The sequence below is a fragment of the Sphingomonas sp. Leaf412 genome (assembly GCF_001425405.1).
Lineage (GTDB): Bacteria > Pseudomonadota > Alphaproteobacteria > Sphingomonadales > Sphingomonadaceae > Sphingomonas.
The window spans coordinates 1202642-1217892 of the sequence record NZ_LMQP01000003.1; the positions used below are offsets into that span (position 1 = coordinate 1202642).

A 15251-nucleotide genomic window follows, 5' to 3' on the forward strand; every position below is an offset into this window, starting at 1 on the left:
CTCCCCGTTCCGGGGAGGAATTATCGGCAACCGCGCCACGCGGTCGGCTTCTTCCAGCGTCTCGGGCGCGAAGCGGTCGGGGATGCCGAACTGGTGGATCGCGATCAGCGAGAAGCTCTTCGGCGCGAACGGATCGCCCAGCCGCTGCACCACGCGCGCGGTGATCCGCGGCGGGCGGCCGGTTTTCTCGGCCATGACCAGCTCGCCGGCCATCGCCTCGCCCGCGTCGGACACGGCATATTCGCGCCGCTCCTTCTTCTCCACGCTCTGGAGCCAGAGGCGATCCCCCTCCCCGCGCAGGACGCCGATCATCTGCTCGCTCGTCGCGCGCAGCACCTTCATCGGGTGCGCGATCCAGCCGTTCCCGGCTTCCTCGGTCCGCGCGAGCACGCGTTCCCCGATGCCCAGCGCGCCGCGCTTGCGCTCCCGCACGCGCAGGCGCGGGACCGGCGCCTCGCTCTCCCAGCGTTCGGGCACGGCCCACACGTTGCCGCCCTCGTCGACATCGACGATGCGCAGGACCGTCACCTTCGGCACGCCCCCCATCTGGTGGAAGGCGCGGCCGGGGGCGGAGTCGATCAGCCCCTCGTCCGCCATGTCCTTCAACAGCGCCTTCAGCGCGATCTTCTCCTGCGCCGTCAGGCCGAAGGCGCGCGCGATCTCGCGCTTTCCCGCGGGAGCGTCGCTGGTCCGGATGAAGTCCATGATCTGCTCGCGCGTGGGCAAGCCGCTTTTGGGTCTTTTGGGCACAGGGGGCAGATAGGGTGTCGCGGGCGCCGCGTCATCCACTCAACTGGGATGCGCCGCCGCCTCTTCCTCCGCGATGCGGACCGACCGGTCGGCGCGGGCGGTATCGATACGGGCCAGGACCAGTCCCGCGATCCGTTCCGCCAGCCATCCGGTCGCCGCGCCGGCGGCGACATCGGTCAGGTAATGCGCCCCGCGCGGCACCTGCAACGCGCCTGCCACGCCCGCCAGGGTCCGCGCCGCGCCGCTTGTGCCGGGCAGTTCGTGCGCGACCGCCTGCGCCACCGCGACCGCACCGGCGGTGTGTCCGCTGGGAAAGGCGTTCTTGCTCCCGTCCTTCGTGCCACTGCCCTTGGACAGCTTCGCGCTGCCGCCCGCCGCGGCGGGCCGCGTGCGGTCGACCGCGCCCTTCATGACCGTCTTCAGCCCCGTCGCGACGATATGGCTCGCCACCATCCGCGCGCCCGTCCGCACGATCGCGGGGCGGCGCAGCACCGCGCCGATCGCCAGCGTGGCGAGCGACAGCGCCAGCAGCGGCGGTTCATCCGCCGCCTTCGCGGTCGGCTCCACCAGCTTCACCGCCGGATGGTCGCGCAGCGCGACCACGGGGGCCAGCGCGCGATGCTCCTTGCGCGCGGCCTTCTTCGTCTTCGCGCCCGTCATCCCTCGTCCCCCGGTTCGCCCTGCACCTGTCCATGGGCGAGCAAGGTGAAGAGCCCCGCACCGCCGATAAGGTTCCCCGCCACCGCGGGCATAATCTCCGCGAACAGCGCGTCCGTCCACGGCAACATCCCCTCCCACGCCAGCACCCACGCCTTCGCCGATCCGACGACCGAATGCGCGAACCCCGCCGCACCGACCAGCCAGGTGATCGCCACGATGACCAGAAACGCCTGTTCGCGCCCGTTGGGCAGGACCCACGCGACGCTGGCGATCAGGAAACCCGCGGGGATCGCGATCAGGAAGGTGTGCATCGCATCCTTCGCCAGCATCGATTCGGCCAGCGCGGGCAACGCCTCGCGCACCTCCGGCGCCACCAGCCCCAGGTGCAGGAGCGCACCGGTGGTCAGCAATGTACCGAGGAGGTTGGCGACCAGCACCAGCCCCCACAGGCGCATCGTCCGCCGCGCCCCCTGCCACGACGGCCGGTGCGCCAGCGGCAGCATCGCGGTGACGGTGCTTTCCGTGAAGAACTGCATCCGCCCCAGCACGACGATCAGGAAGCCGATCGGATAGCCGAGCGCGACGATCAGCGGTCGGACGGGCGTGTCGGGCAGCGCGGCATGCAGGATCGCCATCGCCACCAGCGACGCGTTGATCGCGATCCCCGCCGCGAAGCCCGACCACAGCAGCGACGCCGCGGATCGCGCCAGTTCCTTCTCGCCCTCCTCGCGCACCGCGCGATGCACGTCCTTCGCGTCCGCGGCCTTCAGATCGTCGATGTCGTCGGGGGAGGTTCGTTCCATCGACGTGCAACGGGCGGCGCGTCGTTTCGCTCCCGTGACGGCCGCGATCCTATGGCGCGATCGCCGCGGTATAGGCGCCGAACGGCTCGGTCTGGATCAGGCGGCCCGATTGCCACACCTGCACGCCGCCGCCGCCCTTCGCGACGTCGACCGACGCGAACACGCGATAGACGAACCCGCCGTTGCGGAATTCGTACACCCGTCGCCCGCCGCGCTGGTCGACCAGCCGCCCGTTGTCCATCGTCAGCGACGCGCGCGTGTCGCGACCGCCGAAATCCTGCGCGATCCGCGGCAGGTTGGTGTCGTAATCGTAGCTGCGATAGCGATAGCCGGTACGCGGCGTCGCCGTCACCTGCACCGATCGCTTCAGGGTGGCGCCCAGCACGCGCGTCTGCGGCGCGAAGCGGCAGTTCATCGTGTCGTCGCGATACGTGACCGACGTGACCGTCGGCGTCGTCGCGCCCGGATTCACCACGCCCGGGCTGACCGTGTGGATATTCCCGACCGCGCGACCGTCCGCGGCCAGCAACGGGAAATACACCTGGCTCATCCCCGCATCGCCCTCCCCGATCCGCACCGGCGCCGACGCGGTGGCGAGCCCCGGTTTCGCCAGCGCGGTCAGCATGGCGCGACGCCGGGCGTCGGGCGCGCTGACGACCAGCACCCGGTCGCGATCGATCCCGTCGCACACGAACAGCGCGGGCTGCCACGTCCCGCCGCCGCGCAGCATGGATATCGAGCCCGGCTGGTCCAGCTGTGCCGCCGCCGGACCCGCCAGTCCCGCCAGCCCCGCCACCGTCACCCCTGCCAGCCACCGCATGCGTCGATCCTCCGTTCCGTTTCGCGTGGCGAGCGGTTAATCGGCGCGACATGAACGATCCCACAACGATCCGCCGCCTGTACGGCCGGCGGCAAGGTCACGCGTTGCGCGCCGGGCAGGCCGCTTTGGTGGAGGAGCTGCTGCCGCGCCTGTCGCTCCCCGTAGACGGCCCGCTGGACGCCGCGACCCTGTTCGGCGACGACCGCCCGCTCCACCTGGAAATCGGCTTCGGCGCGGGCGAGCATCTCGCCGCGCAGGCCGCGGCGCATCCCCACGCGGGGTTCATCGGATGCGAGCCGTTCCTGAACGGCGTCGTCGGCGCGCTGGGGCATGTCCGCGACGGCGGACTGTCGAACGTCCGCCTGCACATGGGCGACGCGCTGGAGGTGGTGGAGCGATTGCCCGACGAATCGCTGGAACGGGTGTACCTCCTCCATCCTGATCCCTGGCCCAAGGCGCGCCATGCCAAGCGACGGATGATGAACCACGGCCCGCTGGACCTGATCGCGCGGAAGCTGAAGCCGGGCGGGGAATTCCGCCTCGGGACCGACGACCCCACCTATTGCCGCTGGTCGATGATGGTGATGAACCAGCGCCGCGACTTCGCCTGGCAGGCCGCGACCCCGGCGGATTTCCTGACCCGTCCCGCCGACTGGCCGGAAACGCGTTACGAACGCAAGGCGCGGCGGCAGGGACATGAAGTCTGGTATTTCAGGTACGTGCAACGACCGTCGTAAAGCGCGCGCGCGATCGCCCCGAAATTATCCACAGCGGATATTTACACTTCGACGATCGTCGCATGACGACGCCGCGGCACGACGGCATGAAGCGCGCCATGATGGAGCGGAACACCGGAGATTCGGCGGCGGCGGCGTTGGTCGCGGCACATGGGACGATGGCGCGGCAGAAGGTCGTCGACCACATCATGGCCGCGATCCGCGCGCACGACCTGACCGCGGCGAAGCGCTGGGACGAGATCGGCCGGATGGTGGACCAGCGGCTGGCGGCCTAGCCACGATCAGGAACAGTCGCGGGCGCCGGTCGTTCTCGAGGTCGGACCGAAATGAAAAACCGGAAGGCTTTCCATGCCCTACGTCAAGACCCGCGACGGCACCGACATCTACGTCAAGGACTGGGGCTCCGGCCGCCCCGTCGTCCTGATCCACGGATGGCCGCTGTCGTCGGACAGCTGGGATCCGCAGGCGATGGCACTGGCCGACGCGGGCTTCCGCGCCATCGCCTACGACCGCCGCGGCTTCGGCCGGTCGGGGCAGCCGTGGTCGGGCTATGACTACGACACCCTCACCGACGATCTGGCCGACGTCATGGAAGCCACGGGCGCGAACGACGCGACGCTCGTCGGCTTCTCGATGGGCGGCGGAGAGGTCGCGCGCTACATGAGCCGTCATGGCGGCAGGGGTGTCGTGTCTGCCGCGCTAATCGGCTCGGTCGTGCCGTACATGCTGAAGACGGACGACAATCCCGACGGTGTGCCCGAGGAAACCTTGGGCGAGATCGCGGACGGTATCCGCAAGGACCGGCCGAAATTCTTCGCCGATTTCTTCAAGGACTTCTTCGGCGTCGGCTACGTCACCAGCCCGGTCAGCCAGGAGACGCTCGACTGGGCATGGCGCCTGGCGATGCAGGCGGGCCTGAGGCCCACGCTCGCCTGTGCCGACAGCTTCGGCCACACCGATTTCCGCCCCGACCTTCCCGCCTTCCGCGTGCCGACGCTGGTACTCCACGGGACGGGCGACAAGACCGTGCCGATCGACCCCACCGGGCGCGCCGCCGCGGCGGGCATCGCGCAGTCGCAGCTGGTGGAATATGACGGCGCGCCGCACGGCCTGTTCGCGACCGAAAGCGACCGCCTGACCGACGACCTGCTGGCGTTCCTGGGAAAATAGGTCGGCGGCTACGGGCGCCCGTCACCCCGGACCTGTTCCGGGGTGACGGTACCGCTCGCCCCTGACGGACGGCGACCGCCGTCACCTGAGCGGCACGATCACCTCATCGGGATGCGTGACGTTCAGTTCCTTGCGCACCAGTTCGTCCACCATGTCCGGGTTCGCATGACGCGGGTCGAGCAACGCGACGCGGTTCTTCAACGTCTCGCGCTTGGCCGACAGGACGTTCAGCTGCCGGTCGCGTTGCGCGATCTGCCGCTTATAGTCGCCCAGCGCGAAGATGCCGTTCGGCCCCATCACGGCATAGGCGCCGAAGAACAGCATCACCCCCACCGCCGCCGCGGGCACGAGCGCGCGGCGGAGCTGGGACTGGATGCGTTGCGGATGGCGGCGCTTGGTCACGCGATCATGTTCGCGCGCGGGCCGAAGAAACGCAAGTGCGATCAACGACTACGAAGCACGTCGCGCCCGGCGTAGCGCGCCACGTCGCCCAGTTCCTCCTCGATCCGGATCAGCTGGTTGTACTTCGCCAGCCGGTCCGACCGCGCCAGGCTGCCCGTCTTGATCTGGCCGCAATTCGTCGCGACCGCCAGGTCGGCGATCGTCGCATCCTCGGTCTCGCCAGAACGGTGCGACATCACCGCGGTATAGCCCGCGCGCTCGGCGATGCGGATCGCGTCCAGCGTTTCGGACAGCGTGCCGATCTGATTCACCTTCACCAGCAGCGAATTGGCCAGCCCGCGCCCGATGCCGTCGCGCAACCGCTTCGGGTTGGTCACGAACAGGTCGTCGCCGACCAGCTGCACCTTGTGCCCGACCGCATCGGTCAGCGCCTTCCACCCGTCGAAATCGTCCTCCGCCATCCCGTCCTCGATCGACAGGATCGGATAGCGCGCGACGAGATCGGCCAGATATTGCGCCATCGCCTGCGGCTCCAGCGTCAGGTTCTCGCCCGAGATGACGTATTTGCCGTCCTTGAAGAATTCCGTCGCGGCGCAGTCCAGCGCCAGCATGACGTCGTCGCCCGGGGAATAGCCTGCCTTCTCGACCGCGCGCATGATGAAATCCAGCGCGTCGGTCGTGCTGGCCAGGTTCGGCGCGAACCCGCCCTCGTCCCCGACCGCGGTCGCCAGCCCCTGATCGTGCAGCGCCTTCTTCAGCGTGTGGAAGATTTCCGAACCGCAGCGCACCGCCTCCGCCAGCGTCGGCGCGCCGACGGGCATGACCATGAATTCCTGGAAATCGATGGGGTTGTCCGCATGTTCTCCGCCGTTGATGATGTTCATCATCGGCACCGGCAGGACATGCGCGCCCACGCCGCCGACATAGCGGTACAGCGGCAGGCCGCGCGCATCCGCCGCCGCCTTCGCCACCGCGAGGCTGACGCCCAAAATCGCATTCGCGCCCAGCCGCCCCTTGTTCTCGCTGCCGTCCAGCGCGATCATCGCGTGATCGATCTCGATCTGGTCCTCCGCGTCCATGCCGACGATCGCATCCGCGATCTCGTCGTTGACCGCATCGACCGCCGTATCGACGCCCTTCCCGCCCCATTTCGCCTTGTCGCCGTCGCGCTTTTCGACCGCCTCGTGCGCCCCGGTCGACGCGCCAGAGGGGACCGCCGCGCGCCCGAAGCTGCCGTCCTCCAGCAGCACGTCGACCTCGACGGTGGGGTTGCCGCGGCTGTCGATGATGCGCCGGCCGTGCAGGTCGATGATTGCGGTCACGTAACGGTCCCCTTATCTGGGCTGGATGTCGGATCGCCCGCGGCCTTAACGCGGGCCGGCCGATGCTGCAACGCGATGGAACCGGCGCGTGTCGCCCGCGGTTCTTCGCCCGATCAAGGAGCACGACATGGCCGACCAGCATGACAGTTTCAAACCGATGACCGACGCGGACATCGTCCCCGCCAGCCCGTCCGCGCATACCGACGGCCCCACGGCCGCGTCCGCGAAGCAGACCGTGCTGGATCGCACCGGCGACGTACGCGCGCAGGCGACGGACAAGGCGCGCGTCTATGCCGAGGACGGCAAGGCGAAGGCGACCAGCGCGCTGGGACAGCTGTCGCAGATGCTGACCGACGCCGCGGCGCAGGTGGACGAGAAACTGGGCGAGCAATACGGCCAGTACGCCCGTGCCGCGGCGGACAAGGTGCAGGGCTATTCCACCGCTTTGGACGGAAAGAGCGTCGACGAACTGGTGGAGGATGCCCGCGCACTGGTGAAGAAGAGCCCGGCGGTCGCGGTCGGCGCGGCGGCGGCGATCGGCTTCGTCGTGGCGCGGTTGCTGACCGCCGGCGTCGACCAGCGCGACGCCTGATCCGCATGGACCTGCGCGATCCCGTGCTGAAGGACGACAGCCTGCCCGCGCTCGTCGCGCGGCTGACGGGCGACGCGCGCGAGATGGCGGCGGCCGAACTCGCGTTGGCGAAGGCGCGGGTGGCCAACGTCACCACGCGGTACAAGGCCGCGGTCGCCTTCTTCGCCGTGGCGGGCGTGCTGGCGCTGGCGGCGCTGATCGCGCTGCTCGTCGGCCTGATCCTGTCGCTGGCGACGGTGATCGGGCCGGGGCTCGCCACGCTCGTCGTGGTGGGCGTGGTGCTGATCCTCGCGACCGTCCTGGGCCTGATCGGCAAGGCCCGGCTGACCCGAAAGGACGCCGCATGACCGACCTCGAATCCGCCGAGGCGCGCGCCGCGCTGGCGCGCGAACGGCTGGGCAGCACGGTCGAGACGCTTCAGGCGCAACTCGACCCGCAGGTGCTGATCCGCAAGGCGAAGAGCGGCGTGGTCGAGGGCGGCGAGCGTGCCGTCACCGCCTCCGTCGCCGCGGCGAAGCGCAATCCCGCCGCGCTGGCGGGCGGCGTCGCGCTCATCGCCGCCTTCTTCGGCCGCCATCGCATCGCCGCCACCGCACGGCGCCTGACGAACGACAAATCGACTCCCGGAAGGAAACCCCGATGACCGCGACCAAGGAACAGACGAAGAGCAAGACCCGCACCGCCGCACGCCAGGCGAGCGACGCGATCGAGTCCAACCCGCTGGGCGTGCTCGTCGGCGGGCTGGCGGTCGGCGCGCTGGTCGGCGCCGCACTGCCGCGCAGCCGGCGCGAGAAGGAACTGCTGGCTCCCGTCGGCAAGCGCATCGGCGCGACCGCGGTGGCGGCGCTCGCCGCGGCGAAGGAAACCGGCCGGGTCGAACTCGGCAACATCGGCCTGACGAAGGGCGCGGCGAAGGATCAGGCCAAGGGCCTGCTCGCAAACGTCGCGAAGGCGGCGGGCGCGGCGGGCAAGGCCGCGATCGACGCGGGCCGCGAAAAGGCGAAGCGCAAGTGAGGTGCACGCGGGCGGTTCAAACCGCCCGCGTCCTCGGCTAAGGGCGGGCGCATGAGCAAGCTTCACCTCGTCTTCGGCGGCCGCGTCAGCGACCCGCGCACCCTCGACTTCGCCGACCTCAAGTCGATCGACATCGTCGGCGTCTTCCCCGATTACGCCAGCGCCGAAAAGGCGTGGCGCGCCGCGGCGCAGCGGACGGTGGACGATGCCGAGATGAAATATGTGGTGGTGCACATGCACCGCCTGCTCGAACCCGACCTGCTGGCGCGCAAGCCGGACTGACGATCAGAACAATTCGTCGAGCGCGCGATGGAGATCGCGCCTCGGCTCGGCCAGCCGGTCGATCCCCAGCGCGGCAAGGAACGCGTCCTGCGCGTCGGACCCGAAGCCGCCGATGTCGCGCCAGCCGATGAAGATATCGCGATACGGATCGCCGACCCCCAGCAGACCGACATCGATGCAACCGGCGATGTCGCCGTCATCGCCGACGATGACGTTGCCGAGGGAGAAGTCGCCGTGGACGACCACCCGACCTTCGGCATGGCACGCCAGCTCCTCGACCCTGGCCAGAACGCGCGCAGCGCTCCAGTCCGCATGCTCATCGTCGAAATCCCCGGTATCGACCAATCCGTCCGCCACCCGTCGCCGAACGACCGGAAGCCATGACGCGACGCTCGAATCGAACGGGCAGTCCCGGACCGGAAGGGCGTGAAGGCGCGTGAGGAACGCGGCGAGCGATCCCGGCACCGCGGTCGCGCGCGCGCGATCGGCCTTGATATGATCCCCGGCCGACATGCCCCGCAGCGCGCTCGTCAGCAGCCACGCCCGGTCGCCCTCCCCGACCGCGGCGATCACGCGCGGCACGGGGATGCGGCCGTCCGACCAGCGAAGCCGCGCAGCCTCGTCCGCGACGAGGCCGGCGACCCTTCCCCTGCCCGTCTTCAGGAAAAGATCCTCGCCCGCGCGGAAAACCGTCGCGCCGGACTGTCCGTCGGTCACTGCCACGAGCCGCCGATCGCCGATCGCATCGGCGATCGCGGCCGGTGGCCGCATCGTCAGATGAACTCGATCTTCGACACCACGTAATAGCGGTCGCCCGCGGGCACCGACACCTCGACCTCGTCGTCGACGCTGCGGCCGATCAACGCGCGACCGATGGGGGAATTGTACGAGATCCGTCCCGTCTTCGCATCCGCCTCGGTCTGGCCGACGATCTGGTAGCGGACCGGCTTATCGTCCTCGTCCAGCAACGTCACCGTCGCGCCGAACACCACCTTGTCGCCCGACATGTCCAGCGGGTCGATGATCTGCGCCCGGGACAATTTGTCCTCGATATCCGCGATCGACGCCTCGACCTGCCCCTGCCGCTCCTTGGCGGCGTGATATTCCGCGTTTTCCGACAGGTCGCCATGCGCGCGCGCTTCCTCGATCGCGTCCACGATCGTCGGGCGTTCGATCTTCAGCCGTTTCAGGTCCGCGGTCAGCCGGTCATAGCCTTCCTGGAGCATCGGCATCTTCTCGACGGTCGCCATGGCGCCACTTCCTTCAATAAATACCCCATCGTCGAGCGACCCTCCCTGCCGGGTCGCCCGCACACACCTCGTGACTGTCGGGGATCAGTTGTGCGGCTGCGAATAATAGGACTGGAGCGGTCGCACTTCAAGGTTGTGCAGCGCGGACGCCCGGATCGCCTTCGCCGCCTCGATGCTGGCCGAGGCGGTCGTGAAATACGGGATGCGCCCGTTCACCGCCGAGGCGCGGATCGGCTGCGAATCCTTCAGGCTCTGCCAGCCTTCGGTGGTGTTGAAGATCAGGTCGATGCCGCCGTCCTTGATCCGGTCGACGATATGCGGCCGCCCCTGCGCCACCTTGTTGACCTTCTCCACCGGCAGGCCCGCGCGCTCCAGGTGATCCGCCGTCCCGCCCGTGGCGACGATCGTGAAACCGGCCTCGACCAGGTCGCGCGCCGCGCCGACGATCAGCGCCTTGTCCCCGTCCTTGACGCTGACGAACACCGCACCCTCACTCGGCAGGACGGTGCCCGCGCCGAGCTGCGCCTTGGCGAAGGCGGTGGTGAAATCGGGATCGATTCCCATGACTTCGCCGGTGGACTTCATCTCGGGAGACAGGACCGGATCGATGCCGGGGAAGCGATTGAAGGGGAATACCGCCTCCTTCACCGCGAAATAGTCGATCGCGCGGTCGATCGCGGGCAGGTCGCGCAGCTTCTCCCCCGCCATCACGCGCGCCGCGATCTTCGCGATCGGCGCGCCGATGGCCTTGGCGACGAAGGGCACGGTGCGGCTGGCGCGCGGATTGACCTCGATCAGGTAGACCAGCCCGTCCTTCACCGCGAACTGGATGTTCATCAGGCCCTTCACCGACAGGCCATGCGCCAAGACCGTCGTCTGCCGCTCGATCTCCGCGATGATGTCGGCGGACAGCGAATAGGGCGGGATCGAACAGGCGCTGTCGCCCGAATGGACCCCCGCTTCCTCGATATGCTGGAGCACGCCCGCGACCACCACATCGTCGCCGTCGCAGATCGCGTCGACGTCGACCTCGATCGCGTCGCGCAGATATTGGTCGATCAGGACGGGGGAATCGCCCGATACCTGCACCGCGGTCTGGATATAATCCTCCAGCTGCTGGTCGCTGTCGACGATCTCCATCGCGCGGCCGCCCAGCACGTAACTGGGGCGCATCAGCACGGGATAGCCGATGCGATTGGCGACGTTCAGCGCTTCCTCGCGGCTGCGCGCGATGCCGTTCGACGGCTGGAGCAGCTTCAGCTTGTTGACCAGCGCGGCGAAGCGCTCGCGATCCTCCGCCAGGTCGATCGCATCCGGGCTGGTGCCCAGGATCGGGATCCCCGCCGCCTCCAGCGCGCGCGCCAGGTTCAGCGGCGTCTGTCCGCCGAACTGCACGATCACGCCGACCAGCTCGCCTTTCGACGCCTCGACATGCAGGATCTCCAGCACGTCCTCCGCGGTCAGCGGTTCGAAATACAGGCGGTCGCTGGTGTCGTAATCGGTCGAGACGGTTTCGGGATTGCAATTGACCATGATCGTCTCGAACCCCGCGTCCGCCAGCGCGAAGCACGCGTGGCAGCAGCAATAATCGAACTCGATCCCCTGCCCGATCCGGTTCGGCCCGCCGCCCAGGATCACGACCTTGCGCCGGTCCGACGGCTGGCTCTCGCACTCGGGCTCGCCGAAGCTGGGCGCCTCGTAGGTGGAATACATGTACGGCGTCTTCGCATCGAATTCCGCGGCGCAGGTGTCGATGCGCTTGAAGACCGGACGCACGCCCAGTTTCAGGCGGTGCTCGCGCACCTCCTCCTCGGTCACGCCGCCGGTCATCGCCTTCACCGCCTCGTGGATCAGCCCGCTCCCACGCGCGATGCCGCGGCTCATGCCGCGCAGGTTCGCGGACTGGAGCGCAAGCCACGCGAGGCGCTTGTCGCTGAACCCCATCGCCTTCAACCGGCGCATCCCCGCCGCCTCGATCGGCAGGCCGTCCTTCATCACCTCGGCCTCCGCCGCGACGATCTCGGCGATCCGTTCGAGGAACCACGGATCGTATTTCGCGATCGCATTCACTTCCGCGACGGTAAAGCCCTCCCGCAACGCCTGCGCCGCGACGAGCAGCCGGTCGGGCGTCGGCGCAGCGAGCGCCGCCTCGATCTCCGCGCGCGGCGCGCCGATCAGGCGGTCGACATGGTTGAAGCCGCTCAGCCCGGTTTCCAGCCCGCGCAGGGCCTTCTGCATCGATTCGTGGATGTTGCGGCCGATCGCCATGACCTCGCCGACGCTCTTCATCGCGGTGCCCAGCAGCGCCTCCGCACCCTTGAACTTCTCGAACGCGAAGCGCGGGATCTTCGTCACGACATAGTCGATCGTCGGCTCGAACGACGCCGGGGTCGCGCCGGTGATGTCGTTGACGATCTCGTCCAGCGTATACCCGACCGCCAGCTTCGCCGCGACCTTCGCGATCGGGAAGCCCGTCGCCTTCGACGCTAGCGCCGAGGACCGCGACACGCGCGGGTTCATCTCGATCACGATCAGCCGGCCGTCCTTCGGATTCACCGCGAACTGTACGTTCGAACCGCCGGTTTCAACGCCGATTTCCCGCAACACCGCGATCGATGCGTTACGCATGATCTGATATTCCTTGTCGGTCAGCGTCAGCGCGGGCGCGACGGTGATCGAATCGCCGGTGTGGACGCCCATCGGGTCGATATTCTCGATCGAGCAGATGATGATGGCATTGTCCGCACGGTCGCGGACCACCTCCATCTCATATTCCTTCCACCCGAGCAGCGATTCCTCGATCAGCACCTCCGTCGTCGGCGACAGGTCCAGCCCCTTGCGGACGATCTCCAGGAATTCCTCGCGGTTATAGGCGATACCTCCGCCCGATCCGCCCATCGTGAAGCTGGGCCGGATGATCGCGGGCAGGCCGACCTTGGCCAGCCCCTCCAGCGCCTCCGCTTCCGTATGCGCGATCGCGGAGCGCGCGCTTTCCAGCCCGATCCGGTCCATCGCGTCGCGAAACTTCAGCCGGTCCTCCGCCATGTCGATCGCGTCGGCATCCGCACCGATCATCTGCACGCCGAACTTCTCCATCGTGCCGTCGCGGAACAGCGCGAGCGCGGTGTTCAGCGCGGTCTGCCCGCCCATCGTCGGCAGGACCGCGTCGGGGCGCTCCTTCTCGATGATCTTCGCCACCACTTCCGGCGTGATCGGCTCGACATAGGTCGCGTCGGCGAGCTCGGGATCGGTCATGATCGTCGCGGGATTGCTGTTGACGAGGACGATGCGATAGCCCTCCTCGCGCAACGCCTTGATCGCCTGCGTGCCCGAATAATCGAATTCGCACGCCTGACCGATGACGATCGGGCCGGCGCCGATGACGAGGATGGAGGAGATGTCGGTGCGTTTGGGCATTGTTTCCTACGCAATCAGTGCATACGATGATTGCATTGCAATCACCGGAGGATGGGCGATGGCGAGCGTGACGATCCGTAACCTGCCCGACGACGTGAAACAGGACCTGCGCGAGCGCGCGGCGCGCAACGGGCGGTCGCTGGAGGACGAGGCCCGCCGCGCGTTGATCGCGCTGGTGCGGCCGGACGCGGAAGTGCCGCGCAAGAGCATGTTCGAGATGCTGTACGAAATGAGCCGGCCCGGGATCGACCTGCCCATCCCCCCGCGCAGCCGGGCGCGCATCCCGACGTTCGACGACGAATGATCCTCGTCGATACGAACGTCTGGAGCGAGGCCTTCCGTCCGCGGCCGGACGAGGGCGTTCGCGCCTGGGCGGCGGCGAATGCCGACGGGATGTGGCTCTCCACGATCGTGATCGGCGAGCTGCTTTCCGGCGTTGCACTGATGCCTCACGGAAAGAGGCGCGAGGCGATCACGGCCGGTTACGACGAGTTGATCGCGAGTTACGGGACACGCATCGCGGCGTTCGATCTCGACGCCGCGCGGCGTTACGGGGAGGTGCTTGCTTTTCTTGAAGCGGCCGGACGCAATCCCGGCACCGCCGATGCGCAAATCGCGGCGACCGCGCTTGCCCGAGGGATGGCGTTGGCGACACGAAACATACGGGATTTCAAGGGACTGGGCCTGACGTTGATCGATCCCTGGCAGGGTTGACCGCGCCTTCACCGCGTCATCCCGACAAACCGCTCGAACAGGTAGAAACTGTCCTGCGGTCCCGGCGACGCCTCCGGATGGTACTGCACCGAGAACGCCCGCCCGCCGTCGACCTCAAGCCCCGCGTTCGAGCCGTCGAACAGCGACACGTGCGTCTCCGTCACCCCCGCGGGCAGCGTCTCGCGCTCGACCGCGAAGCCGTGGTTCATGCTCGTGATCTCGACCGCGCCATCGGACAATCTCTTGACCGGGTGGTTGGCGCCGCGGTGGCCCTGGAACATCTTCGTCGTCTTCGCGCCGACCGCCAGCGCGAGCAACTGGTGGCCGAGGCAGATGCCGAACAGCGGCAGCTTCGTGTCGAGCAACTGCCGGATCACCGGCACCGCATACTCGCCGGTCGCGGCGGGGTCGCCGGGGCCGTTGGACAGGAAGATGCCGTCGGGGAACAGCGCCATCACCTCGTCGAAGGTCGCGGTCGCGGGGACGACCGACACCTTTGCACCGGCCTGAACGAGGTTGCGGAAGATGTTGAACTTGCTGCCATAATCGATCGCTACGATATGGGGGCGTTGCGCTTGCCCCTCGACTTCGCTCAGGGCGAACGGCGGTTGGCCGTCCTCTGCCGTCTTACCGCTCGTGCTGAGCGAGGTCGAAGCACCCTCGCCGCGATATCCGAACCCGAGCCGCCACACGCCGCCGTCCCAGCTGCCGTGCGTCTCGCGCGTCACCGACTTGGCGAGGTCCATGCCCTCCAGCCCCGGCCAGCCCTTCGCCATCGCCAGCAGGACGTCGAGATCGAACTCCCCCGTCGGCGAATGCGCCACCACGCCGGTGGGCGCGCCACCCACCCGGATACGCCGCGTCAGCGCTCGCGTGTCGATGCCCGCCAGCCCGATGCGCGCATGCCGGCGCATCCAGCCGTCGAGGTTCTCCACCGCGCGGAAGCTGCTGGGCGCGGTGGGGTCCTCGCGCACGATCATGCCCAGCGCGTGGGGGGCGTCGGCCTCCACGTCGTCGGGGTTCGCGCCGACGTTGCCGATATGCGGGAAGGTGAAGGTCACGATCTGCCCCGCGAAGGACGGGTCGGTCATGATCTCCTGATAGCCGGTCATGGCGGTGTGGAAGCACACCTCGCCCACCGCCTGGCCCTCCGCGCCGAATCCGCGCCCCCACGCCACATCCCCGTTGGCCAGGACGAGGACGCCGGTGGCACCTTCCGGTTTGGACGCAGGCGTGGTGACAGGCTCGGCCATGACGGGCAGGCGCTCCTTGAGGTTATCGGCGATGTCGCTAAGCCCCGCCCGCTAGAGAGGCACGT

At 68.5% G+C, this 15251-nt stretch carries 19 protein-coding genes and 1 pseudogene; 10 read left to right on the forward strand and 10 right to left on the reverse strand.

What is annotated here, in order from left to right; translation table 11 throughout:
* The 4 genes and pseudogenes from ASG29_RS12935 to ASG29_RS12950 all read right to left on the reverse strand — a co-directional run.
* Positions 1-705: pseudogene (locus ASG29_RS12935) on the reverse strand (ribonuclease R); the annotation flags it as partial.
* Positions 706-789: 84 nt separating this feature from the next.
* Entirely contained in the window at positions 790-1410 is a 621-nt protein-coding gene (locus tag ASG29_RS12940) for a phosphatase PAP2 family protein (protein ID WP_055984580.1), read from the reverse strand.
* Positions 1407-2213: a formate/nitrite transporter family protein gene (locus ASG29_RS12945; protein WP_055984583.1), complete on the reverse strand. Its 807-nt coding sequence runs from the start codon at positions 2211-2213 to the stop codon at positions 1407-1409. Before ASG29_RS12945 ends, ASG29_RS12940 begins: the two co-directional genes overlap by 4 nt.
* A gap of 49 nt (positions 2214-2262) precedes the next feature.
* Positions 2263-3033, reverse strand: coding sequence for a hypothetical protein (locus ASG29_RS12950; protein WP_055984587.1), 771 nt, complete (start codon positions 3031-3033; stop codon positions 2263-2265).
* 50 nt (positions 3034-3083) lie between these two features.
* Between ASG29_RS12950 and trmB the strand changes: the two genes are divergently transcribed.
* The 3 genes from trmB (at position 3084) to ASG29_RS12965 (ending at position 4940) form a co-directional block, all read left to right on the forward strand.
* Positions 3084-3770 carry a tRNA (guanosine(46)-N7)-methyltransferase TrmB gene (gene trmB / locus ASG29_RS12955; protein ID WP_055984590.1) on the forward strand — a complete coding sequence of 229 codons (687 nt, stop codon included), beginning with the start codon at positions 3084-3086 and terminating at the stop codon, positions 3768-3770.
* 62 nt (positions 3771-3832) lie between these two features.
* Positions 3833-4045 carry a hypothetical protein gene (locus tag ASG29_RS12960; protein WP_055984592.1) on the forward strand — a complete coding sequence of 71 codons (213 nt, stop codon included), beginning with the start codon at positions 3833-3835 and terminating at the stop codon, positions 4043-4045.
* Between the two features lie 73 nt (positions 4046-4118).
* Positions 4119-4940 (forward strand): alpha/beta fold hydrolase, encoded by an 822-nt coding sequence (locus ASG29_RS12965; RefSeq protein ID WP_055984595.1) that lies wholly within the window; start codon positions 4119-4121, stop codon positions 4938-4940.
* Between the two features lie 81 nt (positions 4941-5021).
* Here ASG29_RS12965 and ASG29_RS12970 read toward each other — a convergent pair whose 3' ends face one another.
* Positions 5022-5264: an FtsB family cell division protein gene (locus ASG29_RS12970; protein WP_055985628.1), complete on the reverse strand. Its 243-nt coding sequence runs from the start codon at positions 5262-5264 to the stop codon at positions 5022-5024.
* Between the two features lie 119 nt (positions 5265-5383).
* Complete coding sequence (gene eno, locus ASG29_RS12975; protein WP_055984598.1) at positions 5384-6664, reverse strand: phosphopyruvate hydratase; 1281 nt, start codon at positions 6662-6664, stop codon at positions 5384-5386.
* A gap of 127 nt (positions 6665-6791) precedes the next feature.
* On the opposite strand from eno, the gene ASG29_RS12980 reads away from it, so the two are divergent.
* From ASG29_RS12980 to ASG29_RS13000, 5 genes are read left to right on the forward strand one after another with little or no spacing between them, the layout of a single operon-like run.
* Positions 6792-7256 carry a hypothetical protein gene (locus ASG29_RS12980; protein ID WP_055984600.1) on the forward strand — a complete coding sequence of 155 codons (465 nt, stop codon included), beginning with the start codon at positions 6792-6794 and terminating at the stop codon, positions 7254-7256.
* Positions 7257-7261: 5 nt separating this feature from the next.
* On the forward strand, positions 7262-7603 hold the full coding sequence (locus ASG29_RS12985; RefSeq protein WP_055984602.1) for a phage holin family protein: 342 nt from the start codon (positions 7262-7264) through the stop codon (positions 7601-7603).
* Positions 7600-7899: a DUF3618 domain-containing protein gene (locus ASG29_RS12990; protein ID WP_055984604.1), complete on the forward strand. Its 300-nt coding sequence runs from the start codon at positions 7600-7602 to the stop codon at positions 7897-7899. Before ASG29_RS12985 ends, ASG29_RS12990 begins: the two co-directional genes overlap by 4 nt.
* Positions 7896-8270 carry a hypothetical protein gene (locus tag ASG29_RS12995; protein ID WP_055984606.1) on the forward strand — a complete coding sequence of 125 codons (375 nt, stop codon included), beginning with the start codon at positions 7896-7898 and terminating at the stop codon, positions 8268-8270. Before ASG29_RS12990 ends, ASG29_RS12995 begins: the two co-directional genes overlap by 4 nt.
* Before the next feature lie 51 nt (positions 8271-8321).
* Positions 8322-8552 (forward strand): DUF4170 domain-containing protein, encoded by a 231-nt coding sequence (locus tag ASG29_RS13000; RefSeq protein ID WP_055984609.1) that lies wholly within the window; start codon positions 8322-8324, stop codon positions 8550-8552.
* Positions 8553-8555: 3 nt separating this feature from the next.
* Here the strand turns inward: ASG29_RS13000 and ASG29_RS13005 are convergent, their stop codons facing one another.
* From ASG29_RS13005 to carB, 3 genes are all read right to left on the reverse strand, one after another.
* Positions 8556-9323: an APH(3') family aminoglycoside O-phosphotransferase gene (locus ASG29_RS13005; protein ID WP_055984612.1), complete on the reverse strand. Its 768-nt coding sequence runs from the start codon at positions 9321-9323 to the stop codon at positions 8556-8558.
* A gap of 2 nt (positions 9324-9325) precedes the next feature.
* Positions 9326-9802: a transcription elongation factor GreA gene (gene greA, locus ASG29_RS13010; protein WP_055984614.1), complete on the reverse strand. Its 477-nt coding sequence runs from the start codon at positions 9800-9802 to the stop codon at positions 9326-9328.
* Positions 9803-9886: 84 nt separating this feature from the next.
* The gene (gene carB, locus ASG29_RS13015; RefSeq protein WP_055984617.1) at positions 9887-13219 is read right to left on the reverse strand and encodes a carbamoyl-phosphate synthase large subunit; all 3333 of its coding nucleotides are present in this window, start codon (positions 13217-13219) and stop codon (positions 9887-9889) included.
* Between the two features lie 58 nt (positions 13220-13277).
* Between carB and ASG29_RS13020 the strand changes: the two genes are divergently transcribed.
* Together ASG29_RS13020 and ASG29_RS13025 are read left to right on the forward strand one after the other, a co-directional pair.
* Positions 13278-13523 (forward strand): FitA-like ribbon-helix-helix domain-containing protein, encoded by a 246-nt coding sequence (locus tag ASG29_RS13020; RefSeq protein WP_055984619.1) that lies wholly within the window; start codon positions 13278-13280, stop codon positions 13521-13523.
* Positions 13520-13933: a type II toxin-antitoxin system VapC family toxin gene (locus ASG29_RS13025; protein ID WP_055984622.1), complete on the forward strand. Its 414-nt coding sequence runs from the start codon at positions 13520-13522 to the stop codon at positions 13931-13933. The genes ASG29_RS13020 and ASG29_RS13025 overlap by 4 nt, the downstream gene beginning before the upstream one ends.
* Before the next feature lie 8 nt (positions 13934-13941).
* Here the strand turns inward: ASG29_RS13025 and carA are convergent, their stop codons facing one another.
* Complete coding sequence (carA, locus tag ASG29_RS13030; protein WP_055984625.1) at positions 13942-15186, reverse strand: glutamine-hydrolyzing carbamoyl-phosphate synthase small subunit; 1245 nt, start codon at positions 15184-15186, stop codon at positions 13942-13944.
* Positions 15187-15251 lie beyond the last annotated feature (65 nt).